Consider the following 25765-nt stretch of genomic DNA (forward strand, 5'->3'; position numbering starts at 1 on the left):
TTTGCTTTATTTCAGAGGCCTTACTTCAGGTTCCTTACTTCAAAGACCTTATTTCAGATACCTTTGCTCCAGGTGTCGTTTGAAATAATCGGGGTTCAGAGTTTCGCCTGTGGCCTGTTTGACCAGTTCGTCTGTATTTAACAGGCTTCCCTGTGACCAAATTTTCTGTTCCAGCCACTCAAATATTTGAGCGATATTTCCCTGGGCAACCAAGGTGTCCACCGAGCCTAAGCTCGCCTCCATGGCAAAACGAAATTGAGCCGCATACATAGCGCCTAAGGTGTAACTGGGGAAGTATCCAAGTTCGCCCACGGCCCAGTGTATATCTTGCATGCAACCATCTTTAAAGTTGCCCTGGGTGTTAACGCCTAATAACGAACTCATCTGCTGGGCCCAGAATTCTGGCAGATCGGCGACACTGAGACTGCCATCGATTAAGCCTTTCTCGGCTTCGAATCTGAGTAGGACATGACAAGGGTAGGTGATCTCATCGGCATCGACCCTGATAAGACCAGGATTAACCCGGGTGTAGATATTGGTCAGTTGCTCCGTTGAAAGTTGGCTACCTAAGTGTTTGGCTATTTTGGGTTGTAAATGGGAGAGGAATCCGCTGCCGCGTCCCAGTTGCATTTCACAGAACAGACTCTGGCTCTCATGGATAGCCATCGAGCGAGCATGGCCGGCAGGCTGTCCTCGCCAGTTAACCGGTAACCCCTGCTCATATCTGGCATGGCCCGTCTCATGGATAACCCCCATTAAGGCGCTGGTGAAATCGGACTCATCGTAGCGGGTCGTCAGGCGAACATCACCGGGCACCCCACCACAAAAGGGATGGCTACTGACATCTAATCGACCCTGAGTAAAATCAAATCCGAGAAAGTCCATCACCTCTCGTCCCAGTGTCTCCTGAGCCTGACTGCCGCAGGATTCGATATTAAACCTGTGCTCTTTGGCCTGTTCATGCTGAACTCGCTGAATAAGCGAGGGCAGCCAGGTTTTAAGGTGACCAAATACCGATTCGAGACGCTCGGTCGTCATGCCTGGTTCAAATTTGTTCAGTAGGGCATCATAAGGTGATAAGCCTTGTGCCTGTGAACGGATATTCGCCTCCTCTTTAACGAGTGCCATCAAGGCTTCGAGATTAGGTCTGAACCCCTGCCAGTCATTATTCTTGCGCTGATCACGCCAGGCATGTTCACATCGGTAGGCGAGCTCAGTCTTAGCCTTAACCAGTGATGCGGGGATCACGTTGGCCTGAAAAAATTGATAATTCATCTCTTTCAGGTTCGCAGCTTGCTCGCGAGTTAGCATCTCATCTTGAGCAAGTTGTAGTGTGTCGGCAAGGAAAGGGGCTGTTTTTAGCTCGTGAATATGTTTGGCTAACTCAGCCATCGCAGCGCCGCGGGCGGCGCCTCCGCCGACTGGCATCATCGTCGCCTGATCCCAGTCACCCAGAGCACTCAGGTGTTCGAAATGAGAGATTGTCTGAAAATGTTTTGTGAGCCTGTCGTAATGGGGGCTTAGGTTGGGCTGGGTCATATCAACTCAATATGGGGTCATTTGCAGGTTATGGTACTGACTTTTAATGTAACAGCCAACCTTCGGCATTGCAGTTGGCAGGGGGAGTGTTGAATAGGGGGGAAAGCGGATCGGTATAAACACATAAAAAGCGCACTGGGCGCTTTTTAAGGGTGAGACTGATTTCAATAGCTTGGCTGCTTAGTCAAGCAGTAGTGCCAATGCCGGTTGCTCATTATTTGGAAAAATTTGATAAGCCTTATGGTGCTTGATTAAGCTGGCTTTCTTATCTCCCTGACTGAGAAGAAGCTGATGTTTGGCGGCCACTTTAGCTAAATCCTGTTCGTTAGCGCGTATAAACATCGTGATAGGCTTGATGATATTCTCGTCCTGGATATGCCCCTCATACTGCTCTACTGAGATAACCAGGCTATTTTCTCCCTCACTGTCGAGTTTTAACTTAGTCGTGACCTCTTCATCCAGGATCACGACCCAGTCATTCGCCACTAATTCACTTAAAAAGTGTTCGAGAGATTGGCCAAGCTGCTGGTTGCTTATGGCTGCGCGATACTGACTATCGATACGCGCTAGCAGGGAGGGAAGCTGTGCACCTGCACCCAAACTTCTGCCATCTCGGATCCATTGGGTTAAGTCTTTTGCTATCAACTTGGAAAATTGGCGCACTTTCAATGCGCTCGCCATCCAACTGCAGAGAAAGTGACTCTCGGCTGCGGCAGTTTTTATGGTATTCCCTTTTGATGCACGCTCTTCAAGGGCGGCTAGGCCTGCTTGAGCAAATTCAACTATGGCCTGATTATAGCTTGTCATTATTTGTTCTCGGTATCGTTAAGAAAAAATCACCGTCAAGCGGTGATTTTCAGATAAAAAGGTCCACCAATCAAAGCAAGGTTATCTGATTTTCTTGACCTTTGTTGGCGCCTTGTTCGATGAGTTTTTAACTTTAACTCTTCGGCTGCCCAAATTCTTCTCTGCAATCATTTGCGCGCCGGTGTTATCTTCTCTTTGTTGTTTCTTGGCAAAACTACGGCGTTTCTGAATTTGCTTGATAAGCAGCTCACGGCTACCCACCTCATAGCCCGGGACCGTGATACGGCGAAGCTGCTTGCCAATCAGCTTTTCGATATCGGCTAAGGTACGCTCCTCTTCACGGCTGACCAGAGAAATAGCGACCCCTGATTTTCCGGCGCGGCCGGTACGGCCGATACGGTGCACATAATCTTCGGCTAAGAATGGCAGATCGTAGTTAACGACATACTCAAGATCTTGAATATCGAGGCCGCGAGCCGCAACTTCGGTGGCCACCAAGGCGCGTACCTTGCCCTCTTTAAATTCACGCAGAGCGCGGCGACGGTTACCCTGAGCCTTCTCGCCATGTACAACAGCCGATGTGATACCATCGAGGTTTAACTCTTTTACCAGTTTATCGGCGGCGTCACGCGTCGCGGTAAAGACCAACACCTGTTGCCAGTTTTTCTTGCCGATAAGTTCAGACAGCAGCTCTCGCTTACGACGCTGCTCTACCGGGTAGACCACCTGACTTACCGTATCGGCGGTGCTGTTTTGGCTATCGACACTGATAAGTTTTGGCTTGACCAACATATCGTTGGCAAGTTTCTTCACTGCGCTAGAGAAGGTGGCAGAGAAGAGTAAATTCTGGCGGTTCTTGTTAACAGCCTGCATGATCTTCTGGATATCGCTGATGAAGCCCATATCCAACATACGATCCGCTTCGTCTAATACCATAAAGTCGACATTCGACAGATTTAAGTTACACGCCTGAAGGTGCTCGAGTAAGCGTCCTGGTGTGGCGACGATGATGTCTGCACCACGTTTGAGCTTTTGTGCTTGAGTCTCCAGCTTTACACCACCATAGATGGTTAATACCGAAACTTCCATGTACTTACTGTAATCATTGATATTGTCGGCTATTTGACTGGCCAGTTCACGGGTTGGTGTCAGGATCAGGGCGCGAGTATTCGATCGTTGAGTCTCAGTCGGATTGTCGAACATCTTCTGCAGGATCGGCAGTGCAAAGGCGGCGGTTTTACCTGTGCCCGTTTGCGCACTGGCTAATACATCCTGGCCTCTGCGGATCGCCGGAATGGCTTCTTGTTGAACTGGCGTCATTTTCTGATAACCACATTCTGAGATAGCACGTAAAATCTCGGGAGCAAAACTAAAAGATTCAAATCTCATCTTGGGTTTCCTGTATTTAACCAATTCAAATGCCCTGCGAAGTTGCAGGCCAATGTCACCATAAACAATAGTCGTCAAAAATTGACGGCGGCGGAATATAGCAAATTTGCGTCGATTTTAACAGCAAATACTATCAGGTAAATTCAGGTATTGTTTAATTCTGCTTTTATTAACCGAATTACTTCGCATTGTGATTGTTTAAAGGTGCAAGCCGTTTGACAGTTTTGGCTTGTGGTCTAGGCTTTATAACTCTTACAGCTTGGATTGCATGGAGGCAATATGACACAGCGACAGTGTTCTCAAATGGAAGCACCTGATTATCTCGCCGGTTTTGACTCTCTTTCTCACTTACTCTCACTCACTTTTATGAGGGTGCGTTATGACGATTAATGTTCTGATCATTGACGATTCCCTTAGCTCTTGTCGTGTGTTGAGTAAACACTTTATGCAGTTGAACGTGGATAGAGTCGAGTACTGCAGCGATGGCCAGACGGCGTTACGGACGCTAACCAAATATAAAGATGATTATCAGCTGATCGTGGTCGATCTTCACATGCCTAAAATGGATGGCATCGAGTTGTTAATCAGGCTCAGTAAGATAGGTTTCAAGGGCGGGGTGATCATCGCGTCGGGTATGGAGAGCCGGATAATTGAAGCCGCTTCTCAGGTCGTCGTGAATTCCAGACTAAGGCTGTTAGGCGCCCTGATGAAGCCCGTTTGCTCCTCTCAGCTGAAGATATGTATCGAGCGCTTGTTTATGATGGACAGTGAACTGGCTCCTAAGCAGCCTATGATGAAGGTCAAGGAGTTGCAGGAAGCGATTAATAGCGACAAGGTGATTCCCTATTATCAGGCTCAGATGGATGTTAAAACCGGTGAGATAAAAGGTTTTGAGGTGTTGTGCCGTATTCAGCAGGGCGAACAACTGCAACTGATCTCACCGAGCCGCTTTATCGATCTGGCCGAAGAGCATAACCTGCTCAATACCTTAACCGATAAACTCATCACCAGGGCGATGGATGAGTGGAGAGAGATAAGCCGGGTGAGCTCCTGCTTGGCTAGCAGTATCTCGATAAACCTAACTCCGAACCAATTAGCACAGCGAAGCTGGCCAAATCGCTTGATGCGCTATTGTGAAGCAAAGCAGCTCGAGCCCTCGAAAGTGACCATAGAGATAACTGAAAATCAGGTGCTCAATAAGCAGAGTCAGCACTCGAGCATTAGTCGGTTAAGGATGCATAATTTTGGCGTGGCCATCGATGATTTCGGAACCGGTTATACCAATCTGTCACAACTATGTAAGTTACCGATTAGTGAGGTCAAACTCGATATGAGTCTGGTTAAAGGGATCCACTTAGATCCGCTGGCGCAAACTATCTTGAAATCTCTGCAGGATATCAGTCAGAGCTTGGGGGTGGATCTGGTCGCCGAAGGTGTTGAGGATATTCGGGATCTGAATTATCTCGAGCAGATCGATGATTTGCGCCTGCAAGGCTACTTAATTTGTCGACCAAAACCTTTTAGTGAGATCATGCGCTGGTTGAAGGCGCACGAGAAAGTAGGTTGCGGGCAGGTGTAATAGAATCCCGGATATCTCGTTCCACGATTCCGGGATGACTACTATTAGTAGGGGCTAGAGCCTGAGACCTGAAAACTAGATAGTCTTTTGTTACTAAATAGTTTTAGTTGCGTTTGTCAGCCAGGCAAGCTCCTCACCCTGCATTAATGGCGATAGGGTATCGAATACCAATCTATGATAATCATTAAACCAGTTGATCTCGGCCTCACTCAAGAGTGTTTTATCAATGAGGCGTGAATCCATGGGGATCATCGTGAGTGCCTCGAACTCGAATATTTCACGTTCGGCGTTTGCTAAGGCTTCACAAGGACGTACTGTCACTAAGTTCTCCAGGCGTATGCCAAATTCATCGGCGCGGTAGTAGCCAGGTTCATTTGAGATAACCATGCCGGGAAGCAGGGCAACATCATTACTGTTTTTCGCTACACGCTGTGGTCCTTCATGGACACTCAGGAAGTGACCGACTCCGTGTCCGGTGCCGTGATCGTAGTCGAAGCCATGTTGCCAAAGATACTGTCTTGCGAAGGCATCGAGTTGCTGCCCTGTGGTGCCCCTTGGAAAGCGTGCCTGATCTAAGGCGATATGGCCCTTAAGTACTAAGGTGACCATTTTCTTCTGCTCATCACTGACCTGACCTATGGCCAAAGTGCGGGTGACGTCGGTCGTGCCGTCGAGGTATTGAGCGCCGGAGTCGACCAGATAGAGACTGTTGTTGGTCATGGTCGCCGGGGTGCCATTGTTATGGTTGTAATGGCACATCGCGGCGTTGCCGCCCACCGCTGAGATAGTGTCGAAACTCGGCTCACGATAGAGCTCATCTTCGAGACGGAAGGTTTCTAATTTATCCGATAAGACGCCCTCATCATAGAAGTTGCCGGCTGACACCTCCTTATCTAACCAGGCGAGGAAACGACTGACCGCGACGCCATCGCGAATATGACAGGCTCGGATCCCGGCAAGCTCTGACTCATTTTTCTGTGCCTTAGGCAGTGAAACCGGATCGAAGCCGGCAATCAATGTAGCGCCCGCCTGCTGGGCAGTCAGTTGTGACCAGGCGTTAGCCGAATTAGGATCGGCCAACAGTCTGGTTTCCGCTAACTTATCGAGGGCTGATTTAAGTTCTGTCTCGTCGCAGAAGCTGACACCTTGCCCCACATGTTCATTGATGCCTGAGGGAAGTTTTTTAATGTCAGTGAAGAGTACCATGTCACCATTGGCGTGCAGCAGCGCCGTGCCTAACACTATAGGCAGACAGGGGACATCACTACCGCGAATGTTCAGCAACCAGCAGAAGGAGTCGAGCGAGGTGATAAGGCCTGTATCGGCGCCTGCTTTTGCGATAGCGGCGCCTATCTCCAGACGTTTTTGCAGACTCGTCTTACCCGCACTCTTAGCGTCAAAGAGTACGACCGGTGATGTTGAGGCGGCGGGTCTGTCCTGCCAGTGAAGGTCGATAGGATTTTCATCGACAGAAACTAAGCTTATCTGCGCCTTTGCCAATTTAGTTTCAGCACTTTTTTGCCAGCTAAGTGGGTGAAGGCGGGGGTCGTAACCCACTCGTGCATCGGGCGTTAAGGTCTCTGTGAGCCACTCAATTTGTGGCGTGTCAGTCAGACTGAGATACTCAAATAGTGTGCCATCCACCTGCTGTTTAACCTGGACGGTATATCGACCGTCGACAAAAATCACCGCACTCTCTTTAAGCACGATCACCATACCCGCAGAGCCAGTGAAATCACTGATCCACAGCATACGCTCGTTGCGCTCGGGGACATATTCTCCCAGATATTCATCGGCGCGTGGAATGATAAAGGCATCGAGGTTGGCTTTGGCCATTTCGATGCGAACGGCGTCCAGACGAGCGGCGATTGTTTGTGTCATACATACTCCGGTTATCACTGACCGACTTCGGGCGGGATGCATTGTCAGTGTTTATTCTAATGGGATTATTTGCTGCCGATTATCGCAGCTCAATGGAGGAGAGGGAAGTTGAGCTGTGATTTTTTACTCAAACAGGGGCTGTAGGGGGCTTGCTGTAAACTTTGAAACATTTAACTTGTTACATTCTTGTGCAGATCAATTAGATTAATGCAATAGAGTAATCACCCCTCTTTTGGCTAAGGTCATCCATCTCTTAGCTAAGGTGTATCTGATTTTTACTTCAGGAGTTAATTAATGCCGTTTAATGTTTGGGTGCTGACGCTGGCACAAGCGTTTGCCATGAGCGCCGCACCTATGATGATGCTACTGGGAGGGATCGTCGGTATCGAGCTGGCACCGAGTCCGGCCTTAGCGACATTGCCTATCACCTCCATGGTGGTTGGGGTTGCGATATCGATATTACCTGTGACTCAATTGATGAAGCGTTTCGGTCGTAAAAAAATCTTTATCGGTGGATCACTTTTGGCTGCCATAGCGGGCCTCATAGGGGCCTATGGGATAGGTGAACGTGACTTTACCATTTTCTGTATCAGCGGTGCATTGCTTGGCACCGCCGGGGCTATCGTTCAACAGTATCGTTTCGCGGCAATGGAAGCGGTGGCACCCGCTTTAGGTGCTAAAGCTGCATCTCGGGTGTTGCTCGGTGGGCTAGTCGCCGCGTTTCTCGGCCCGGAACTGGCCCTGTTCGGTAGTGAGTTGGTGGCTACTCCCTATGTTGGTGCCTTTCTTTTTCTTACACTGGTTTGCCTATTAGCGGCTTTTACATTGATGTTTTACCGTGAGACTGCGGCAATTACCCCCCTTCATTCGGAACATACTCATGCAGTCCCCAGGCCTCTACCGGTTATTTTGAGTCACACTCAAATCTGGGTGGCGATTGCCGGCGCCATCATAGGTTTTGCCATGATGAGCTTCGTGATGACCGCCACCCCCCTGCATATGCATCATATCGAGCATCACTCTCTGGCCGACACTAAATGGGTGATCCAGAGTCATATTATTGCCATGTATCTTCCCTCTCTGTTCACCGGACTGCTGGTGGCGAGGTGGGGGGTATCTAAGATGATGTTGCTGGGCTTAACGGCCTATCTGGTGACTATCGTTATCGCCTTGATGGGGAACGAGCTTCTTAACTATTGGTTGGCACTGGTATTGTTAGGTCTGGGTTGGAACTTGTTGTTCGTTGGCGGAACCGTGCTTCTACCCCGTTGTTATGCTCACGGTGAAGGATTTAAGGTACAGGCGTTGAATGACAGTTTAGTCTTCGGTTCTCAAGCGCTCGCCTCCTTGAGTGCCGGATGGGTTATTCATCAATTGGGGTGGGAGTTACTGCTGAGTATCTGTCTGCCATTTATCGCCTTTCAGCTTTTGTTGATGACTTGGTGGAAATTTAGTCAAAGCAATCGCTTGGAGGCTAATGCTAACAAATAAGACCCTCTTTTGATTGTGGATTTATGTTAGAATTTTTGTTTCAATTTAGTATGCTTTTCTCTTTCGAATACGAAGAGAGCTGTGGAGCAGTTAATGCAAACAATAACGGTCGATATCGGTGGTACCACAGCATTATTTGAGATGCATCTTGATGGTCGAGTCGAGCAGTATAAAATTGCTACGGGTGACGGGTTTAATATCGATAGCCTTAATCAGCACTTAACGGAGTTAGAGTCTGATTATGGATTTAGCGAGTATGGGCTGGCGATAGCTCTGCCTGGACTGGTTCAAAATAACCGACTGCTGTCGAGCAGGTCTCTGCCGAGGCTAAATGGCTTATCCCAAGTCGATATCTTGAGCCGAGCGAAGAACATTGTTATTTCAAATGATATCGATGCCGGCATACAGGCTGTTAGCGATCCTAAGCACCCATGTGAATTGTTGATCATGAGTGGTAGCGGGATCGGGATGTCCATTGCCATGAATGGTAAACTGTTTACCGGGGCATCCGGTGTAGCAGGAGAGTTAGGGCATTGCCGGGTGATGACTGAATCCGGTGAGTTTAGCCTGGAGCAACTTGCCAGTGGCACCTCTGTTGGGACGCGCGGGCTTAAATCATCCAGCGAGCTGTTTCGCGCCGGAAGTTATCTGGGGATGGGGATAGCCTGGTCGGTGAACCTGTTTAACCCTAATCGCATATGGCTTGCCGGTGGCATGATGAACAGCGACGATTATTATAAAGGTTGTATCAGCGCACTCAATAATATGGCGCTAACCGCTCCCTTGTCTCAAGCAAAAGTATCACGTGTTCATGATATGGAAACCTTAGTGTGTCGAGGCCTGAAGAAGCTGCTCGCACAATCAGGGGATTGATCTTCTCTGCCTGTCATCGGCTCCTTATTCCAGGAGCCGATCTAAGTCACACTTTCGCATTTTACATTTAGAGCCAATATGTTGAGTATGTTTTTATTAACTGCTCATACCAATCGGTATAAAGGTGTGGTCACTCAGCGAGAGTTTAGCGCTTGTGAGGCAAGGCAACGAGTGAGGAACATAGTTATTCTACGTTTAAGCTCGTTAACGCCGTATCGGAAGTGCTAAAACTCGCCTTTCAGGAGTGTTTTTGGCAGCCTACTTCCGTGTTGAATGAGTTCAAAATGGATCACCATTTCCTCACTCTTTCGCCTTGAATTATGCAGCCAAAAATAACTCTGAGTTGACCACTTTCTTATACCGATTGGTATTAATGTAATAGGACATTAACTTTCCCTCGAGTTGATAATAATGAAAATAAAGATAAAACAGATAGCCGCAGCTATATCGATAGGTTTACTGAGCACATCCGCTCTTGCCCAGAGTGAGATCTTTGCCGGACAGTCCGGCACAATATCTGACATTGGTGATGTGGTTCAGATCCTTCTTCCTGCTGGGGGGCTGGCAGGAAGTCTCTGGATTGGTGACACCGAAGGTGCCTGGCAACTCACAAAGGGGGTCGCGACCACCTCGGCCATCACGCACGGCTTAAAATTTAGCTATGAACGACTCAGACCCGATGGCAGTGAGCACAACTCCTTTCCTTCGGGGCATACCTCGGCGGCATTTTCGGGTGCCGCTTATATTCATCACAGATACGGCAATGCCTGGGGGATCCCTGCATATGGTGCGGCTGCCTTTGTGGGGGCCAGCCGTGTATGGGCTAACCGTCACTATCTGGATGATGTCATGGCCGGTGGTTCTATTGCTGTGCTCAGTAGCCTATATTGGACCGAGCCTTACAACCAATCCGACTTCGTGATATCTCCTACCATAGGTGAGGGGAGCGTAGGACTCTCGGTTAATTACACACCGGGCAGAGCGGGGGCGAAATCTGACCTCAGCTCAAAGCATAAGAGTGATTGGGGTAAGGTCAATAAGAGCTACCGCAACAGTTATGAGCTATTTATCGGCGGCGCCGATACCAATGAGAACAGCATTCAGGACGCAGGTGGTCAAGCTTTCGATCTGTATGATTTCAGCCGTGAGAGCGAGCCCCATACCTACTCTTCTGCGAGAGTTAAATGGGGCCTGGATGAGGCTCAGTATCTCTATTTTAGTTTCACTCCCTTTGAGTCCAGAGATACCAGTAAGCTCAACGAAGATATTCACTTCGGGGGTAAACAGTATCGGGCGGGCAAGGAGGTGGTTTCGGCTTACCGTCTATACGGTTTAACCGCGGATTACCTGTTTGAGTTATTGCCAAATAGTGACTGGAAACTCGATGTGGGTGCCGGGGTGAGCGTTAATCATCTTTCTATTCGTTTAGATGATATCGAAGGCGACAACTTGAGTGAGCGAGAGGATTGGTTTATCGCCCCGGCGGCCATAGCCGAAGTGGGTTATCAATTCACCGACAGCATCTCTGCGAATATTGGCTACCGAGCATCATTTTCCGGTACGGCTGATTCTCAAGATGTGTGGGTGAGCTTCGATTATCGGTTTGATGAGCGCTGGTCTACCTCCTTGGTTGCGGGTCAGTTTGAGCAGCAAATTGAGACGAACGAGTTAATCAACGATCTGTCTCTGGCTTATGGCGGCTTTACCGTTGCCTATGCCTTCTAGGGGGATTTTTATCTTCCATAAGATGCCGGCCACATTGGCCGGTTTTTTTATGCCTGTTTCAGACTGTAACACTAGCCCTGCCTAAAGTCCTTTCTCTCCGAACTGCCCGAAATTCACCCATCCTCTATCCGTTTGAAAATTTTTCTACTGATACTTTGTATATTTTATGCTAGAAAGTAGTTCTGATTTCAAGGCTAGGCCCGAAAGGGGCTCCATCTTGAGTAACATAGGTTAAGGCTTGGGCATTAAGTGTCCCGGGTATTGAAAATAAAGGGTAATCAAATGACCTTAGGTGTGGGTGGTTCAACCGTAGAACAAGAGCTGGCGAAATTGACCGATATGACCGAAGGCACTCAGCCTATCAGTCATGGCGAATATCAAGCTCGCATCGAGAAGGCTCAGGAGCTGATGACGTCTCAAGATATTGAGGCTATCTATGTCGATGCCGGTACCAACTTATACTATTTTACCGGTACACGCTGGTATGCGAGTGAGCGTATGGTTGGAGCCATCATTCCGGCTAAGGGCGCGGTCGAATATATCGCGCCGGCATTTGAGGTCGATACACTCGAAGGCTTTATGGTTATCGAAGGCAGGGTCAACACCTGGCAAGAGGATGAGAGTCCTTATGAATTGTTTGGTTCTGTATTGAACAGGATGGGGATCACGGCAGGTAACATAGGCATAGATGAGTCAGCAGCATTTTTCATCTTTGACGGCGTGCGTCAGGCACACTCAAACTTCGAATACGTTAATGCTAAAAGCGTTACCGCGACCTGCCGTATGATCAAGTCAGAGACTGAACTGAGTCTGCTTCAGCGTGCGAAAGATATGACGCTGGAGGTGCACAAGGCGGCGGCGCGTATTTTACATGAAGGGATCACGGTTGCCGAAGTTGAGGCCTTTATTAATGAGGCCCATAAGGCGGTAGGTATACCGTCCGGTTCCTATTTCTGTATCGTTCTTTTCGGTGAAGACAGTGCTTATCCTCATGGCGTTAAGTCTCCTAAAGCTCTGGAGTTGAACGATACTGTCCTTATCGATACCGGCTGTCAGCTACAGGGCTATAACTCGGATATTACCCGTACATTTGTGTTCGGAACACCGAGTGATCGTCAGCGTGAACTTTGGCAATATGAGCAAGACGCGCAGATCGCCGGATTCGAAGCCGCCAGGATCGGAGCCCCCTGTTCGAGTGTCGACAAAGCCGCGAGGGATGTGCTCGTAGCCGCGGGATTTGGCCCCGATTATGCTGTGCCGGGTCTGCCACACCGTACCGGTCATGGCATAGGCCTGGATATTCATGAATGGCCATATCTCGTTCGGGGCGATGAGACGCCGCTGGCCGCAGGCATGTGTTTCAGCAATGAGCCTATGCTCTGTGTCCCTGGTGAGTTTGGTGTTCGTCATGAAGATCATTTCTATATGACTGAGCAAGGCCCGGTGTGGTTCACCAAGCCGGCACACTCTATCGACGATCCATTTGGGTATGAGGCTTAATACCCATTGGTATAATTTGAGTCGGTATAAATGAAAAAGCCCCGGGCAGTAAGCTGTCCGGGGCTTTATTTTTTTGGGGTAAGATTAATCTATGCTGATTAACTCGACATCGAAGATAAGTACCGAACCGCCGGTAATTTTCCCCGCATTACGATTTCCATAGGCCAGTTCGCTTGGAATGAAGAAGCGGGTTTTCTCACCCGTAACCATTAACTGAACGCCCTCTGTCCACCCCTTGATCACACGGTTTAGAGGGAAGTCGATCGGCTCGCCTCGCTCTACTGAACTGTCAAATACGGTGCCATCGATCAATGTGCCATGGTAATGCACGGTCACGGTATCGCTCGCTTTCGGGTGACTGGTGCCATCCCCCTTCGCTAATACTTGATATTGAAGTCCTGAATCGGTTGTAGTCACTCCCTCTTTGACCTTGTTCTCGGCGAGGAAAGCACTGCCTATCTTGATATTTTCCTGTGCGGCTTTTTGATTATTCATCGAGGTGAAGTAGTAAAAGATAACACCGGCGATGACGACAATAGCGAGTAGAATTTTCATTATAATTTTCGATTAGTCAGATTTTGATAGCCATGATAACCAATCCATTGTGAGAGGTAAATTCGGAAAAACCAGATAACCGGCTTCGGATGAAACAGGAAGTATTTGTTCTTCCCTTTTTTATCTTGCTGGCAAGGTGGAGGCTGATGCATTAACAAATTGCCTGTTTCGATAGAGCAGTCCTAATTTTTGGACATTAAAGTAATTTAACCTGATGCAGTAGTGTTTGTCCCTTCGATGAGAGAAGCCATAACAAGGTGCCGTTGTTTAAAGCAATCATTAACCATAAGGTTATTCGAAAACTCATTTTCTGAGATTTATGCCTAAGCCACCTCTGGGCCAGCAGCGCCCCGGGCCAGCCACCAATAAGCGCCATCAGCTGCAGTGTGCTCTCTTTGGTGCGCCAGTTCCCCTTACGTGCTGCGGACTTATCAAGAGCATAAGCGATAAAGGTGAAGCCGCTAACTATGAGGTAGAAGGGGGCTATATGATAGGGCAACATCTGCTGAAACAGTGCGGTGGCTATAAGCATTGAGAAACCCAGAATAAACAGTAAGCCAAGGGAGCTTCTGTGTCTCGGCGGCTTAGTAAGTTTTGTCCTCATCTGTTCATCTGTACTCGTTGTTATTTAATAGCGGTACTCATCTGCTGTTGAGATTATATCAAGATTAGAAGCGGCATTGTTGGGCTGGTTAGTTATTTGCACCTGAATTTTCCAGTGTGATGATAAAATTTGCCCCCCCTATCGGTGCGTCCTCCACAGCGATACTGCCATCATGTTTATGGACAATCGATTGGACTATCGCGAGCCCTAACCCATAACCTCCCGAGTCACGTGAACGGCTGGGGTCTAGACGGGTAAAAGGCTCAAATATCTGTTTCTTCTTGCCCGGAGCGAGGCCGGAGCCATCATCCTGAATGCTGATTGTTAAAGCGTTATGCTGGCTCGCTACCGTGATGAGGCATTTAGCGTAAGCGAAGCGCCCCGCATTTCTCAATATGTTTGATAGGGCTATCACCATCAATTTGATGTCGCACCTTAACTGACACTGAGTCTCATCATGGATGCTAAATTGGATCTTGGGATAGAAGTGTTGCACTTTCTCAACCGAGCGCTCGATAAGCTCTCTGGTACCTATTGAGCCTAGCTCCAGTTCCGCTCCATCGTGTTGAAGTCGGGAGTAACGCAGCACCTGTTTGACGAGTTCATCGAGCTCTTTAATCGAACGTTCGAGTTGCCCCTTAAGCTGTGAACGCTTATTTTCATCGGCCTCTTCGAGCAGTTCTATGGCGAACTCCATTCTAGCCAGAGGACTGCGGAACTCATGGGCGACCCCATGGAGGAGGTCTCTCTGGGTGATGAGTAACTGATCCAGCGCGGTCGATTTTTGCCGATTTGTGTCCGACATCAGGTCTGCCTGAGCTTGCAATGAGTCGATACTTATCTGCGAGGGGGAGGGGGGATTTTCAAGATATAGCGAGTCACTGAGGCGTTGTAGTGCTTTTCTCTCTTGATGATGTAACAGGGTAAAGGTTGCGATAGCGGTGAGCAGGGCAAACAGCCAGGTGAATATTTCTGCCGCATAGGCCAAGGTCATATCATCGAAAGGGCCGACGGTTAGCGCATACTCCTTCGAAATAGGGTAGTAAATAAGCCCCATATCCGGGTCGATAATACCGTTACTGCCTATCTCTGAGTCAAGCTGTCCTAGGATATCCTGAGTGAAGTTGTCCTGATCTCGTTTGTCGAGATAGACGGGGGTATTTAACTCATCGGAAAGCTGCGCCGCCTTCTGTTGCCACTGATTTGGATTGGTGTTTTCAACACTGTTTTTGACCTGAGTCTGATACTCCAGAAGGTTGTCATTGAAGCTACTCATGGCGAGTCTGTCTATGACGTCATAGAAGATAGCCTGACTCAGCAAGGCTGCAATGCTAAAACTGATAGATAAGGCTATCGCCGCACGAACCGATTTAGTCATTATCATCTCGCAAGCAGGTATCCTTTGTTTCTGACCGTCTGGATAATATTCCCCGATTCGGCATGTTGGTTTAATTTATTTCTGAGTCTGGATATGCGTAGGTCTATCGAGCGCTCAATACCATCATATTCAAAATTGAAGATGGTTTTATGTAGTGCGTCCCGGCTGACTATCTCACCGCAGTGTATGGCGAGTTGCAACAGGACATCGTACTCGGCGCCGGTGAGTTCGATCGGCTGGTGGTCGACGCTGAGGGTTCTGTTTGCCGGGTTGAGCACAAAGCATTGGTTGCCAAACTGTATACTTTCCATCTCCTGACGTTTCTTGTGCTTCTCGAGATGTCTGAGTTGCGCCCTGATATGAGCGAGTAACACTCTGGGTTTAACGGGCTTCGCCAGATAGTCATCGGCGCCGACTTCGAGGCCGGTGACCTCATCGATATCATCATCGAGTGCCGTCAACATGATTATCGAGCCGTGGTAGTCCTCTCTGACCTGTTTGCATATGGTGAGTCCATCGACATGGGGGAGCATCAGATCGAGTATGACTATGTGTGGGTTCTGACTGAGGATCTCCTTCGCGGCGTTGAGGCCATCGTTAAGCACACTGACCCTGTAATCGTTTTGGATCAGATAGTCACGAACAAGCTCACAAAGTTCGATATCATCATCGATAAGTAGCACGGATAATTTGTTTTTCATTGAACTCTCCGAGGTAAGCCCCCTATTGCTACGGGAGCTATCTCAGTCAATATTTAATACGTTATTAGTCTGCCAGCTTCTTTTTGCACATCTCGAATATAACCCGATTATAAGATGTCATAAAGTCTATGAGCTGTTTACGTTTCTCTCTCTGCTCTGTGGTGGATATCGCATCCCCGGTACCTGTCATATATTGCACGCCACACACGGTCTTGGCTTGCTCACTCTCCTCTTGAGATATCCCGGGCAGGGTCGCTCTTCGCCCTGTGGTTGCATAGAGCCTCAGGTCGCCCAAGAGCTGAGCCTCCTTGACGGACTGTGCGACCTGAGCCTCTGTCGGATCTATGTTTGAGTCTTCTGTATGGTTACACCCGCTAAGTTGAGTCGTCATAAACAATATGGCTAATACAATGAGTAAGTGATCGCTGACTCTGTTCATAGGTCTCTCCCTCTTAAACCTCTTGCTCCCAGCAATGGCAGTAAGATAAATAACCAGAAGCCTAAGGCGCCGCCGGATGAACTACCACCCGTCTCGCTTCCACTGCCCCCTGTGGTACCCGTGTTTGTGGCATTAACTGTGATGGTGACGACTGCACTGGCAGTGGCTTTCGATGAGTCCTGCAGGGTGTAAGTGATGGTTTCACTGCCAGAAAAGCCTGCTGCCGGGGTGTAGCTTATCTTGTTATTGATGATAGTGGCTGTGCCTTGTCCCGTATAATTGAGACTTAACAGGCTGAGTTGATCGCCGCTATCGATATCACTGTCATTGCTTAAGGGGTCGATAACATTGTTCGATGAGTCCTGGCTTACACTGCTTGCATCATTGACTGCATTGGGCGCATCGTTCACCGCCGTGACGCTGACAAGTGTCGGGAATGCCTCACTCTCTATGCTGCCACTGTGAGCGATGACAAGGACGGATAACTCACCGTTAAAGTCGGCAGTCGGTGAGATGGTGTTGCCATTCACCTGGTAGTTATTCCCGGCTTGCAGGGTAAGGCTGGTCGCCGTGAGTCCCTGGTACTGGTACATATCGGTCGATAATGTCAGTTCGCCATCCTCATCCATGGTGAGGGGAGTCTTAAGAGCGGTGATCTCGATACTCTGCTCGTTTGTCCCCGCAGCAACAGAGAAGTTGCCGTTATTGACCGCAAAGAATATGTTGTCGGCGCAGGAGAGTTTAATGCGGGCGCTATTCGACGTTATTTGAGTCAGAGTGACCTCGTGACTGCCGTCGTTGTCGACCCCCATAGCCAGATCTGTATCGAAGCTACTTCCCCCATTGGTTGAAAGCTGAATGTTCACCTTACTGCATGAGATAGGCGCCGAAGCGGTATTGGCGACATTCCAGGTAACGAGCTGACTGTTATTAGCCCAACTGCTGCCCGCAGCCGGCTCGATAACGGCGAAGGCTTGACTGGTGTCGACCACGCTGATTTTCATCGAGTCACGGGCTAGTCCCTGATTACCATCTCTCACCATTAAGCGAAAGTTGAGTTCACGGGTCGTCGTTGGATAGGTTTCGCCAATGGTCAGTTTATTGAGCAGAATATCCTCGAGTCTCGGCAAGGTGCGACTGGGTTGACTGGTCGGGTTCCAGACCCTGAACAGAGGGCGTTTACCGTCATCGACCTGCTCGGCTGCACTGGCGCTGGCCGGTCCTAAGTCATATTGTTGCCAGTCATAGGAGAGGGGATCGCCATCGGCGTCGGTTGCGCTACCCGTCAACACAAAGGGAGTGCGGGCGGGAATAGTATAGTCGGCTCCCGCGTTGACCTCTGGATTTGTATTCGACGTCGTGCCGACTTGAGCGCAGCTACTGCCAGTGCCCGTGGTGATATGGGCCTGTATGACATCAATCGAATGGGAATGGAAATAGGGGTTAGAGTTATCCTGTAGGTTTTGTTGACCACAGATCCCCGCATAGCTCATGACCGTAGAACCACTTCCCGGCTCAAAAGCACTGCTGTCGGCCCGGTTGCCATCGCAGGAATCGGTCAGGCCATTAAAGGTATGATCGGCGCCAAACTGGTGACCTAACTCATGGGCGACATAGTCGATATTAAACGCATCGCCTGTGGGGCTGGGGCTACCGGTTACTCCGTCACCCTTGGCTGTGACGTCACAGATGACTCCGAGTGCTGCCAGTCCGCCACCTCCGGTTCCGACCACATGGCCGACATCGTAACTGGTGTTGCCTATCGCATTATCTATGATCCCGGTGTTGGCTTCACCATCGGCATCGGTATTTGCGAAGGGGTCGGTATTCGGGTCGACAAAAATCAGCGAGTCATTATTGGCAACCAGCTCTAACTTCACCGCCAGATCGGCCTGATAAACATCATTGACCCGATTGAGCATAGTGATGACGGCGGCAAGACCCCTCTCCTTGGTTCCACCATGGAACTGGGTGTACTCTCCCGTGGCGGAGATGGCTATCCGGTAGGTCTTCAGTTGAGTCGCCTGAGCCTGGGCGTCCTTATCTCGGGAAGCCATGGCTTGGGGAACCATAGCCGCGTCTCTGAGGGCATGGCTAGTGAATGCCTGTTGACTCTTATCTCTGATCTTTGGTGGCAAGCGTTTGGGCATATTTGCTAGATTCAGCGGGATGGCGTCTTTGCGAAAGTAGCTGATATAGCGAGCATCGCTGTCGCGATATTGAGGGTCGATAAAGACCGTTTCTTTGCCGTATCTGAATAAACCATGAAAACCCTGAGGCGTAATATCGAAACGGCCATGATTGTCCGGTTTACCCAACTCATGACCACTGAAGGTTTTAATATTGGGATACTTTTCATTAAGCCCTCCCTCGACTATAGCGGAAGGTTTGAGCTCAAAGTCGGCAAAGTTACCATCGGGTAGAGGCAGGGTAATGATGACCGAGTCGCGGTTTGTCAACAGTATCTGATTCAGTGCGGCGATATTTGTGCTCAGCTGTTGACTGGAAAGAGCCTGGCTATTTACCCGTGTGAGATCGTCTCTGTTAGCAAGCTTTTGCCATTCGTTAAACTGACTCCCGGACTGAACTCCGGCGACGGCGGAATATGATACAGCCGTCGCGATACAGAGACTCAAAACCGTCAAGACTTTTTTCATGGTGGTTCCCCTTTACCAAATGAAGAGTTATCACCTTAATGTAATAAGGGTGTTAACTTCCTTGGCAAATTGTAGCTGCTTTGCCTCGTTTGATACAAACGGATACAAAGGGCCGGTTCACCCGCTGGCTTTGGGTCTTATCCCGGTGTAGTTTCAATTTACCACTGAAAGCCGTGGGAGCCTGCCGCCGCGCCCGCCACTGCTATCAGGCTTAGGGAGAGCAGGAAGATGTGCATCTTATGCACCAAAGAGAAGGTTTTCTCGCTATCTTGTGCGGCTTTTTTTCGGAACCAATTATGCAAAAAGAGGGGTTCTAAGATAAAAAGCACCAGGGTGAAGATTGCCCAAACTAATGTCATCAGATGCATCCACCAAAAATTGAGGTGGAGATAGCGCTCCCAGCCATCGATAATATCAAGCATTATGTAGCCGGAGATACCGGTTGCCAGAGTGACAAATTTTGCCTGAAATGAGAACTTGTTCTCCAGAGTCTCAAACAGTTCCAGTCGTTTCTCGGGAGAGGTGAGTTTTTTGATTGCTGGCAGAAGAACCGTGGTGACGAAGGCGACGCCACCTATCCAGAGTACAACCCCGAGTAGGTGTATGGCGCGGGCTATGATGAAGTAATCGTGTTGTTCCATGAGCCTGGAGTGTCTCTGATTTGAGCCTGTTGAATCTTGCCAGAGTACTGGCTTTGCTCATCGAGTTCCATCTAACCGGGAAGATTTACATTTAAGCTTTTGTCTGCGGTTAAGCGTCGACCCGCCGTCGCATTCTTCATTAACAGGTATCTCAAATCGCAAGAACCATGGGGCAGACTAGGCAGAGCGTACAGCGCATCGCCAACGAGTTGGAAAAGTTGGCGATTGTCTCGTTTGAAGATAACCCGGATCATAAGACGGCTAAATTGATTGAGCGTACCGAGAAGGGCGCTCAGTTGTTTGAAAGGCTAAGTGAGCTTCTTCCTGCCTGGAGTGACGCGGCATTGGAAGGTATTACCGAACAGGAGTTGGCGACAACCCTGAAAGTCGTCGCTAAACTCGTGACTCACTTTGAAAAAAGTTAGGTTATCTTGGGGGCTTAGCCGAGATCCACAGCTTGATATGACCCTCGACGACCACGACATCATTATCATCATAGGCGGTCACAGGCACCAGCAGATCGCCCTCGACCCACTGCTCGGGTTTGACTTCTGCCACACAACGAATATCGCTGCCCGCCTTGGCGGTGTAATCTAAGCTCATCCCTTTAGGTATCCATCTCAGGTGGCTCGGGATAGAGGCCTCCGCCATAACGCCCATAGCCATCTCAAGACCATTACAGATGGCTATCACATGCACGGTCTTAATATGGTTATGTACGGCGTTGCGCTTCTTGATTAAACATTCGCAGTAATGGGGTCTGAGCTCGGTGATTAAAGGCCTTATCGTGCCGAAGTAGGGCGCCATACGGGACACCATAAGCGAGAAGATCTTATTGCCATAGGGTAAACGGGTGACTCTATTGTAAAGCTTCATTACTTTGGTCGGTTTCTGCTGCGCCATCAATATCTTCCTGCGTTATTCTTATTCTGGTCGGATGAGTTTAGACTAATTGAAAAACAGGTGAATAACAAATGATTAACAATGGTGAGTTGAAACGGGGAATTTTTTTAATAATGAAACAAACTTCATTTCCACTTGTCTCACTTTGGTACGTATAATGCCAATCGGTATAATGCCTTGGGTACCTATAACCCCAGATTAGTTGAATTCACATTAAGGATAGAAATTGAAATACCTGCTTATTTACCTGAAAGGCATGGCGATGGGCGCCGCTGATGTTGTTCCCGGTGTATCCGGTGGCACGATTGCATTTATCACAGGTATTTTAGATACCCTGTTGGAGAGTATTCGCCGTATTAATCCGACCATAATCAAGGTGGTTAAGGAGAAAGGTATCAAAGGCGCCTTCATGCATATTAATGGCCCTTTTCTTGTCTGTGTCTTCGGCGGTATTTTAACCAGCATCTTTACTTTATCAAAAGTCATCTCTTATCTACTTGTTACCCACCCGGTTCCTGTTTGGTCCTTCTTCTTTGGGCTTATCTTGATCTCGGTCGTTCATATGCTTAAACAGGTAAAAAGCTTCTCTATGGTTCGGGTAGTACTATTTGGGCTTGGTGTCCTATTTGCCTGGGGGATCACCATGTTGAATCCTATTTCGTTGGAGATGACTTACCTGAATGTGTTTATCGGAGGGAGCATTGCTATCTGTGCCATGTTGCTACCGGGGATCTCCGGGAGTTTTATTCTACTGCTACTGGGTCTTTATCCTTCGGTACTCGCAGCGGCCAAAAATTTAGACATCACAGTGCTCGCCATCTTCGCATCGGGTTGCGTCGCGGGCTTACTGACCTTCAGCCATCTATTGTCGGCGCTACTGAGAAAGTACCACGATGCGACACTTATCTTCCTGACTGGCTTGATGTTAGGTACGTTAGGCAAGATCTGGCCCTGGAAAGAGGTGCTTACCTGGCGCAGTAACTCCAAAGGTGAACAGGTGCCCTTGTTGGAGCAGAATCTGTCACCGATGCAGTTTGAACAGTTAACGGGCCAGCCTGCCCATATTGCATGGGCCGTTGGCGCGCTTTTGTGTGGCATCTTGTTGGTGTGGGGGCTGGAGCAGTTTGCCGCACGCAGTGGCGTGGGCAGCGAGGATTAATATTATGGCTATTTCTATGAAAAATGCTGTGTTGTTAGCTCTGTTACTGGGGATCTCCGCTTGCTCGAACCTCAAGTTTGCCCCGATAGATGTCCATGTTGAACCCGAGGCCAAAGGGGAGTTGCCTGATTCCAGAGCTGATCCTATGGCGGGCAATAATGAACGTATCGTCAATGAAGCCAGACAGGATGGCAGGCTGGAGAGAAACTAGATATACGCTATTCGTGACTAGAGCCTAGGATCTAGTCACTTATTATCATTTAACCCGCCTGACGGCTGTTATCGACCTGCTTCTTGTCGTAATACTCGAACGGGAACAGGTTACGGATCCGTTGGGTGATATCGTCGCTCACATTGGCTGATACATGCAGCCTGACAGTACCGACTTTTTCGCATCTGACTGAACAGGTAAGCTTCTCTGCCTTGGCGATCGCGCGGCATTCTTTTTGAAACTTCTCCGGGATCTTTCCTTTATGGGAGGCTAACCTGCCATCCTTAAAATGCATCTCAAAAATCGAGAGTCCCTTCTTACCGCTGAATATCAATTTATAGGCGAGGACAATCCCGATAGCGATAAAAATAATCTTCAATACAGTAGGGGTCATTTAGTCATCCTTTTTAGACTCGTTTTATTAAAGATACTCCGGCTGTTACCGTTTTGGTAGTAGAGAATACCAATCAATATAAAGATGTGATCGCTCAGCGATAATTTAGCGTTTCTGAGTATACCGATTGGTATTTGCTCACGTTTAAGCCAGTTTCTGCTAGACTCAATGATTGATATGGAGCATTTTATTTCAATCATCAAAGTTAAGGATAACACTATGCATCTATCGAATGCTGAGCAGTGGGCTCAACTCTGTCATCGTCAAGCTGAGCTTGTCGAAAGTCTCTCAAAAACTTTCCCGGAACGTCGTGAAAATCATACCGATTTAGGTCTCTGCTGGCGAAGGCTGGAACAGCAAGTTAGACGTGGCGAGACGCCGCGAGTCGATGATATAAAGTAGTGCTGTGACTCAATAAAAAAACCGCCGGATGGCGGTTTTTTTTGGTGTTAATAATGGTTGGAACTAAATAGCTCTTAGAATGCGTAACTGGCGGTGGCCAGTACCGTGCCTTCATTCTTCCAGGGACCATCATCAATCATGTTATCGTCGCTGAGGTTGGTATCCAACCAGGCTAAAGACAAGCCTACACCTGCAAGCTCTGTGGAGACGCCGATGGAGTAATCCATATAGTCTTCTCCCCAATCTAAGTCTGCACCATCGCCATAGCTATAACCCACATGGGCATCGATACTCCAGTTCTCGATAAACTCATAGGAGTAGTTAAGCTCAGTATAGTGAAGGTCTACATCTGCGTTGGCATAATCGTTGGTGTACCACTGCGCCAGGTGGAAACCCGCAAAGTAGAACCCTACATTGGCCTCTAAATATTTACTGCTCTCATCTTGTCCCGGATAGGTGTAATAGGTCAGAGTGACATCGTACTCGAACTCTTCATCTTCACCGAACGCGCCCCAATAACCGGCGTAGATGTCTATCTCTACATCTGCATCATAGCTTTCATCATCAACATTACTCGCCCATGCCCCTGCAAAGAAGCCGTTATCGGCGCTGTAGTCGATGCTACCCTGAACGGCAAAATCACCGGCCGTCTGTGAGACCCCGCGAAAACGGTAGTCACTGGTGACTCCAATTTCGCCCGATACTTCTGCCGATACCATAGGTGAGATTAGCGCTGCAGCCAATGTTAGGCCGGTAACCTGGGCAATCCGTTTTTTATTGAATTTTTTATACACGGTAGTTTCTCCATTTTACTTTATTGACATAAATGACTGCTATGAGTCCATTTCATGTGTACCAAACAGCAGCTAAGTTGCTGTACCTCATGGTGTCGATTATGAAACTTAAGTTTCAATTTTAAGATCTATCTCTATTAGCAAGGCTGTGTGATGTTCTGGTTATTCTGCTGGAAGACCACATAGATTTTCTTACAGGTATCTAACACCTCCCATGTGCCTCTGAATCCGGCTGGGATGACAAATTTATCCCCTCTATTAACCTGTATCGATTGCCCCTGGCTATCTGTGATGATGCTGGAACCGGCGAGTATTTCGCAATATTCATGTTCGGTATAGCCGACCTTCCAGGCGCCTTTCGCTCCCGTCCATACGCCCGCATCAAATTGCTTACAGGGACTGGAGTAGTGATTTTCAACCCGTTGTAGTGGTTCGCCGGATAAGATCTTCTCCTGTTCCGGCCTGAAGTTTTCTACGTCAGGAAGGGAGGTCGAAAAGTTAATGATTGAGTCAATATTCAAGGTCCGTCATCTCCATCTGAATTAGCATTTAGCGTTAACAGCAAAGGTGCAGGCAAGGCTGCACCTTTGTGATGATTACTTCATCGTTGGCATGACAAACTCAGCCTGAGCATGCTTTGGTTTTGGCCAGCGGGCAGTAATAGCCTTACGCTTGGTATAGAAGCGAACACCGTCGGGCCCATGCATATGTAGCGGACCAAACAGTGAACGCTTCCATCCACCGAAGCTATGGAAAGCCATAGGAACGGGGATCGGCACGTTAACGCCGACCATACCAATCTGAACGTGATGACAGAAATGTCTCGCCGCCTCGCCGCTTTGAGTAAAGATGGCGGTGCCATTGCCAAATTCATGTTCGTTAATGAGTTCGAGCGCTTCGGCGTAATCATCGACTCTGACGATGGCCAGCACCGGACCGAAGATCTCCTCCTTGTAGATAGTCATCTCAGGGGTGACATTATCGAACAGGCAGCCACCGAGAAAATAGCCCTGCTCGTGATCTGCAACCGTTAACTCCCGGCCATCGGCGAGGAGGGTGGCACCTTCTGCCACGCCGGTTTCGACATAGTCGGTGACCTTGGCCAGATGCTGCGCGGAGATCAAAGGCCCCATGTCCATCTCGGGAGTGACTCCGTTACCCACGCGCAATGCTTTAATCTGTGGCAGCAGTTTTTCAACCAGTGCATCGCCGGAGTTGCCTACCGCCAGTACCACAGATATCGCCATGCAACGCTCGCCGGCTGAACCATAGGCTGCGCCCATCAAGGCGCCAACGGCTTGATCTAAGTCGGCATCGGGCATGAGTAACATATGGTTTTTCGCGCCACCCAGTGCCTGTACACGTTTACCGTATTTAGATGCCGTCTCATAGATATATTCGGCGATAGGGGTTGAGCCAACGAAACTCACGGCTTGAATATCTTTATGGGTCAGCAGGGTATCGACCGCCTCTTTATCACCGTTTACGACATTGAACACACCATCGGGCAGACCCGCTTCACTAAGCAGTTCGGCCAGGCGCATCACAGAGCTCGGATCTTTCTCCGATGGCTTCATGATAAAGGTGTTACCACTGGCAATCGCGATTGGGAACATCCACATGGGAACCATGACCGGGAAGTTGAACGGAGCAATACCGGCCACGACGCCGAGCGATTGATTCACATGCCAGGCATCGACGCCGGTGCCTACCTGCTCGGTGTGCTCGCCTTTAAGCAGATGTGGAATGCCGCACGCAAACTCAACGACCTCCAGGCCTCGAATGATCTCGCCCTTGGCATCATCTAATACCTTGCCGTGTTCCCGGGTGATAAGCTCTGCTAACTCATCGATATTGTTTTCGACCAGCGCCTTGAACTTAAACAGGACTCTGGCGCGATTGAGTGGTGAGATCTGAGACCAGCTCTTATGTGCTCTCTTGGCTAACTCGATAGCGCCGGCAACTTCGGCCGCACTGGCCAAGGATACCGATGCTGTTTGCTCTCCGGTGGCGGGTTCGAAAACCTGACCCGTGCGCTCGCTTGTGTCAGTATGGCTGCCGTTAATGAAATGGGTGATCGTCTGCATCTTACTCAATCCTTTTTTCCTGCGCTGCTGGTGTGGTAATTGGGTGTCTATTCCAG

At 48.9% G+C, this 25765-nt stretch carries 25 protein-coding genes; 9 read left to right on the forward strand and 16 right to left on the reverse strand.

The window, feature by feature from the left end; genetic code table 11:
• Positions 1–48: 48 nt before the first annotated feature.
• The 3 genes from SSED_RS05245 to SSED_RS05255 all read right to left on the reverse strand — a co-directional run bounded on the left by SSED_RS05245 (position 49) and on the right by SSED_RS05255 (position 3735).
• Positions 49–1539 (reverse strand): carboxypeptidase M32, encoded by a 1491-nt coding sequence (locus tag SSED_RS05245; protein WP_012141367.1) that lies wholly within the window; start codon positions 1537–1539, stop codon positions 49–51.
• Positions 1540–1719: 180 nt separating this feature from the next.
• The gene (locus tag SSED_RS05250; RefSeq protein ID WP_012141368.1) at positions 1720–2346 is read right to left on the reverse strand and encodes a DUF2913 family protein; all 627 of its coding nucleotides are present in this window, start codon (positions 2344–2346) and stop codon (positions 1720–1722) included.
• An 81-nt stretch (positions 2347–2427) separates the two neighbouring features.
• The gene (locus tag SSED_RS05255; RefSeq protein WP_012141369.1) at positions 2428–3735 is read right to left on the reverse strand and encodes a DEAD/DEAH box helicase; all 1308 of its coding nucleotides are present in this window, start codon (positions 3733–3735) and stop codon (positions 2428–2430) included.
• A 379-nt stretch (positions 3736–4114) separates the two neighbouring features.
• On the opposite strand from SSED_RS05255, the gene SSED_RS05260 reads away from it, so the two are divergent.
• A complete protein-coding gene (locus tag SSED_RS05260; RefSeq protein WP_012141370.1) occupies positions 4115–5314 on the forward strand; it encodes an EAL domain-containing response regulator in 1200 nt (399 codons plus the stop codon).
• Positions 5315–5407: 93 nt separating this feature from the next.
• Here SSED_RS05260 and SSED_RS05265 read toward each other — a convergent pair whose 3' ends face one another.
• On the reverse strand, positions 5408–7195 hold the full coding sequence (locus SSED_RS05265; protein WP_012141371.1) for an aminopeptidase P family protein: 1788 nt from the start codon (positions 7193–7195) through the stop codon (positions 5408–5410).
• A 294-nt stretch (positions 7196–7489) separates the two neighbouring features.
• On the opposite strand from SSED_RS05265, the gene SSED_RS05270 reads away from it, so the two are divergent.
• The 4 genes from SSED_RS05270 to SSED_RS05285 all read left to right on the forward strand — a co-directional run bounded on the left by SSED_RS05270 (position 7490) and on the right by SSED_RS05285 (position 12784).
• A complete protein-coding gene (locus tag SSED_RS05270) occupies positions 7490–8686 on the forward strand; it encodes an MFS transporter (protein WP_012141372.1) in 1197 nt (398 codons plus the stop codon).
• A 93-nt stretch (positions 8687–8779) separates the two neighbouring features.
• Entirely contained in the window at positions 8780–9559 is a 780-nt protein-coding gene (locus tag SSED_RS05275) for an ROK family protein (protein WP_012141373.1), read from the forward strand.
• A gap of 411 nt (positions 9560–9970) precedes the next feature.
• Complete coding sequence (locus SSED_RS05280) at positions 9971–11284, forward strand: phosphatase PAP2 family protein (protein ID WP_012141374.1); 1314 nt, start codon at positions 9971–9973, stop codon at positions 11282–11284.
• Positions 11285–11566: 282 nt separating this feature from the next.
• Complete coding sequence (locus SSED_RS05285; protein WP_012141375.1) at positions 11567–12784, forward strand: M24 family metallopeptidase; 1218 nt, start codon at positions 11567–11569, stop codon at positions 12782–12784.
• A gap of 84 nt (positions 12785–12868) precedes the next feature.
• On the opposite strand, the gene bamJ is transcribed toward SSED_RS05285, so the two are convergent.
• From bamJ to SSED_RS05320, 7 genes are all read right to left on the reverse strand, one after another.
• The gene (bamJ, locus tag SSED_RS05290) at positions 12869–13339 is read right to left on the reverse strand and encodes a BamJ family beta-barrel-assembly machinery protein (protein ID WP_012141376.1); all 471 of its coding nucleotides are present in this window, start codon (positions 13337–13339) and stop codon (positions 12869–12871) included.
• 196 nt (positions 13340–13535) lie between these two features.
• Positions 13536–13943, reverse strand: a complete 408-nt coding sequence (locus tag SSED_RS05295) for a DUF1294 domain-containing protein (RefSeq protein ID WP_150104310.1) — start codon at positions 13941–13943, stop codon at positions 13536–13538.
• An 88-nt stretch (positions 13944–14031) separates the two neighbouring features.
• Positions 14032–15321, reverse strand: coding sequence for a sensor histidine kinase (locus SSED_RS23595; RefSeq protein WP_049772104.1), 1290 nt, complete (start codon positions 15319–15321; stop codon positions 14032–14034).
• 2 nt (positions 15322–15323) lie between these two features.
• Positions 15324–16022 (reverse strand): response regulator, encoded by a 699-nt coding sequence (locus SSED_RS05305; protein WP_012141379.1) that lies wholly within the window; start codon positions 16020–16022, stop codon positions 15324–15326.
• Between the two features lie 64 nt (positions 16023–16086).
• Positions 16087–16461, reverse strand: coding sequence for a hypothetical protein (locus SSED_RS23600; RefSeq protein ID WP_012141380.1), 375 nt, complete (start codon positions 16459–16461; stop codon positions 16087–16089).
• A complete protein-coding gene (locus SSED_RS05315; RefSeq protein WP_012141381.1) occupies positions 16458–19118 on the reverse strand; it encodes a reprolysin-like metallopeptidase in 2661 nt (886 codons plus the stop codon). Before SSED_RS05315 ends, SSED_RS23600 begins: the two co-directional genes overlap by 4 nt.
• A gap of 158 nt (positions 19119–19276) precedes the next feature.
• Complete coding sequence (locus tag SSED_RS05320; protein WP_012141382.1) at positions 19277–19759, reverse strand: hypothetical protein; 483 nt, start codon at positions 19757–19759, stop codon at positions 19277–19279.
• Positions 19760–19914: 155 nt separating this feature from the next.
• On the opposite strand from SSED_RS05320, the gene SSED_RS05325 reads away from it, so the two are divergent.
• On the forward strand, positions 19915–20184 hold the full coding sequence (locus SSED_RS05325) for a MarR family winged helix-turn-helix transcriptional regulator (RefSeq protein ID WP_398355932.1): 270 nt from the start codon (positions 19915–19917) through the stop codon (positions 20182–20184).
• 1 nt (position 20185) lies between these two features.
• Here the strand turns inward: SSED_RS05325 and SSED_RS05330 are convergent, their stop codons facing one another.
• Complete coding sequence (locus tag SSED_RS05330) at positions 20186–20662, reverse strand: hotdog fold domain-containing protein (protein ID WP_012141384.1); 477 nt, start codon at positions 20660–20662, stop codon at positions 20186–20188.
• Between the two features lie 226 nt (positions 20663–20888).
• Between SSED_RS05330 and SSED_RS05335 the strand changes: the two genes are divergently transcribed.
• Both SSED_RS05335 and SSED_RS05340 read left to right on the forward strand, forming a co-directional pair.
• On the forward strand, positions 20889–21821 hold the full coding sequence (locus SSED_RS05335) for a polyprenyl-phosphate transporter (RefSeq protein WP_012141385.1): 933 nt from the start codon (positions 20889–20891) through the stop codon (positions 21819–21821).
• Between the two features lie 4 nt (positions 21822–21825).
• Complete coding sequence (locus SSED_RS05340; protein ID WP_049772105.1) at positions 21826–22032, forward strand: hypothetical protein; 207 nt, start codon at positions 21826–21828, stop codon at positions 22030–22032.
• Positions 22033–22081: 49 nt separating this feature from the next.
• On the opposite strand, the gene SSED_RS05345 is transcribed toward SSED_RS05340, so the two are convergent.
• Entirely contained in the window at positions 22082–22426 is a 345-nt protein-coding gene (locus tag SSED_RS05345) for a DUF3634 family protein (RefSeq protein WP_012141386.1), read from the reverse strand.
• Between the two features lie 219 nt (positions 22427–22645).
• Here SSED_RS05345 and SSED_RS05350 point away from each other — a divergent pair, with 219 nt between their 5' ends.
• Positions 22646–22828, forward strand: a complete 183-nt coding sequence (locus tag SSED_RS05350; RefSeq protein ID WP_012141387.1) for a hypothetical protein — start codon at positions 22646–22648, stop codon at positions 22826–22828.
• A 74-nt stretch (positions 22829–22902) separates the two neighbouring features.
• On the opposite strand, the gene SSED_RS05355 is transcribed toward SSED_RS05350, so the two are convergent.
• From SSED_RS05355 to SSED_RS05365, 3 genes are all read right to left on the reverse strand, one after another.
• Positions 22903–23622 carry a TorF family putative porin gene (locus SSED_RS05355; RefSeq protein ID WP_012141388.1) on the reverse strand — a complete coding sequence of 240 codons (720 nt, stop codon included), beginning with the start codon at positions 23620–23622 and terminating at the stop codon, positions 22903–22905.
• A gap of 137 nt (positions 23623–23759) precedes the next feature.
• Positions 23760–24143 (reverse strand): cupin domain-containing protein, encoded by a 384-nt coding sequence (locus tag SSED_RS05360; RefSeq protein ID WP_012141389.1) that lies wholly within the window; start codon positions 24141–24143, stop codon positions 23760–23762.
• A gap of 75 nt (positions 24144–24218) precedes the next feature.
• Positions 24219–25709, reverse strand: coding sequence for a CoA-acylating methylmalonate-semialdehyde dehydrogenase (locus SSED_RS05365; protein ID WP_012141390.1), 1491 nt, complete (start codon positions 25707–25709; stop codon positions 24219–24221).
• Positions 25710–25765: the final 56 nt, after the last annotated feature.

Origin of the sequence: Shewanella sediminis HAW-EB3 (assembly GCF_000018025.1) — a bacterium.
Taxonomy (GTDB): Bacteria; Pseudomonadota; Gammaproteobacteria; order Enterobacterales; family Shewanellaceae; genus Shewanella; species Shewanella sediminis.

Excerpts from the sequence above, each read along its gene's own strand:
- SSED_RS05245 (WP_012141367.1), bottom strand. The coding sequence starts at position 1,539 with ATGACCCAGCCCAACCTAAGCCCCCATTACGACAGGCTCACAAAACAT.
- SSED_RS05250 (WP_012141368.1), bottom strand. The coding sequence starts at position 2,346 with ATGACAAGCTATAATCAGGCCATAGTTGAATTTGCTCAAGCAGGCCTA.
- SSED_RS05255 (WP_012141369.1), bottom strand. The coding sequence starts at position 3,735 with ATGAGATTTGAATCTTTTAGTTTTGCTCCCGAGATTTTACGTGCTATC.
- SSED_RS05260 (WP_012141370.1), top strand. The coding sequence starts at position 4,115 with ATGACGATTAATGTTCTGATCATTGACGATTCCCTTAGCTCTTGTCGT.
- SSED_RS05265 (WP_012141371.1), bottom strand. The coding sequence starts at position 7,195 with ATGACACAAACAATCGCCGCTCGTCTGGACGCCGTTCGCATCGAAATG.
- SSED_RS05270 (WP_012141372.1), top strand. The coding sequence starts at position 7,490 with ATGCCGTTTAATGTTTGGGTGCTGACGCTGGCACAAGCGTTTGCCATG.
- SSED_RS05275 (WP_012141373.1), top strand. The coding sequence starts at position 8,780 with ATGCAAACAATAACGGTCGATATCGGTGGTACCACAGCATTATTTGAG.
- SSED_RS05280 (WP_012141374.1), top strand. The coding sequence starts at position 9,971 with ATGAAAATAAAGATAAAACAGATAGCCGCAGCTATATCGATAGGTTTA.
- SSED_RS05285 (WP_012141375.1), top strand. The coding sequence starts at position 11,567 with ATGACCTTAGGTGTGGGTGGTTCAACCGTAGAACAAGAGCTGGCGAAA.
- bamJ (WP_012141376.1), bottom strand. The coding sequence starts at position 13,339 with ATGAAAATTCTACTCGCTATTGTCGTCATCGCCGGTGTTATCTTTTAC.
- SSED_RS05295 (WP_150104310.1), bottom strand. The coding sequence starts at position 13,943 with ATGAGGACAAAACTTACTAAGCCGCCGAGACACAGAAGCTCCCTTGGC.
- SSED_RS23595 (WP_049772104.1), bottom strand. The coding sequence starts at position 15,321 with ATGACTAAATCGGTTCGTGCGGCGATAGCCTTATCTATCAGTTTTAGC.
- SSED_RS05305 (WP_012141379.1), bottom strand. The coding sequence starts at position 16,022 with ATGAAAAACAAATTATCCGTGCTACTTATCGATGATGATATCGAACTT.
- SSED_RS23600 (WP_012141380.1), bottom strand. The coding sequence starts at position 16,461 with ATGAACAGAGTCAGCGATCACTTACTCATTGTATTAGCCATATTGTTT.
- SSED_RS05315 (WP_012141381.1), bottom strand. The coding sequence starts at position 19,118 with ATGAAAAAAGTCTTGACGGTTTTGAGTCTCTGTATCGCGACGGCTGTA.
- SSED_RS05320 (WP_012141382.1), bottom strand. The coding sequence starts at position 19,759 with ATGGAACAACACGATTACTTCATCATAGCCCGCGCCATACACCTACTC.
- SSED_RS05330 (WP_012141384.1), bottom strand. The coding sequence starts at position 20,662 with ATGGCGCAGCAGAAACCGACCAAAGTAATGAAGCTTTACAATAGAGTC.
- SSED_RS05340 (WP_049772105.1), top strand. The coding sequence starts at position 21,826 with ATGGCTATTTCTATGAAAAATGCTGTGTTGTTAGCTCTGTTACTGGGG.
- SSED_RS05345 (WP_012141386.1), bottom strand. The coding sequence starts at position 22,426 with ATGACCCCTACTGTATTGAAGATTATTTTTATCGCTATCGGGATTGTC.
- SSED_RS05350 (WP_012141387.1), top strand. The coding sequence starts at position 22,646 with ATGCATCTATCGAATGCTGAGCAGTGGGCTCAACTCTGTCATCGTCAA.
- SSED_RS05365 (WP_012141390.1), bottom strand. The coding sequence starts at position 25,709 with ATGCAGACGATCACCCATTTCATTAACGGCAGCCATACTGACACAAGC.